Raw genomic sequence first — 539 nt, 5'->3', positions numbered from 1 at the left:
CGTATTTCAGTGGTGTTGGTTTGGCTACTTTGATACTCAAAGGACACCTGATTACTGGTTGCACTGACGATATTTTTATCAGGCAGTACGCCGCGATAAAGGTATCGCGACAGGTACTTTAACGCTGGCAGTCCTTTACCCACATGTTGGCAGTCTACCACCCACTTTTGGGGTATTGAGCTAGGGAGTTTGAGACTCAGTTTTGCCAGTTGCGCCAGCAGTCTTGCTCGCCACACGGTGGCAAGGTTAAAGGCGTTGAACAGGTATTTACCCTTGTTCTTTTTCCACTGTTTTTTGTGCTTATTAAAGCTGCCTGCCGGAATGATGAAGTGGATATGAGGATGGTAGTCACGCCTTCGGTTATGGGTATGCAGCACGCCCGTAAATCCAATATCACCACCGAGTTGCTTTGAGTTTTTAGCAAAGTCTTTTAGCACGCTGGCGGCCACCGAGAACATGGCTTGATACATCAACTCGGATTGATGTTTAGCCGTTACTCGCAACTCATAAGGCAAGGTAAACGTCACCATGTAATACTC

Annotated in this window: 1 protein-coding gene; it reads right to left on the bottom strand. The window is 46.9% G+C overall.

The annotated features are described in order from the left end of the window. A partial coding sequence (locus tag AB4153_RS21610; RefSeq protein WP_371998633.1) for a transposase occupies positions 1 to 539 on the bottom strand: 539 nt, incomplete at both ends.

The organism is Shewanella sp. 10N.286.52.E4 (assembly GCF_041468785.1).
Taxonomy (GTDB): domain Bacteria; phylum Pseudomonadota; class Gammaproteobacteria; order Enterobacterales; family Shewanellaceae; genus Shewanella; species Shewanella electrodiphila.
The sequence above is the reverse complement of the archived record's forward strand: the minus strand, read 5'-3'. Positions and strand labels throughout refer to the sequence as shown.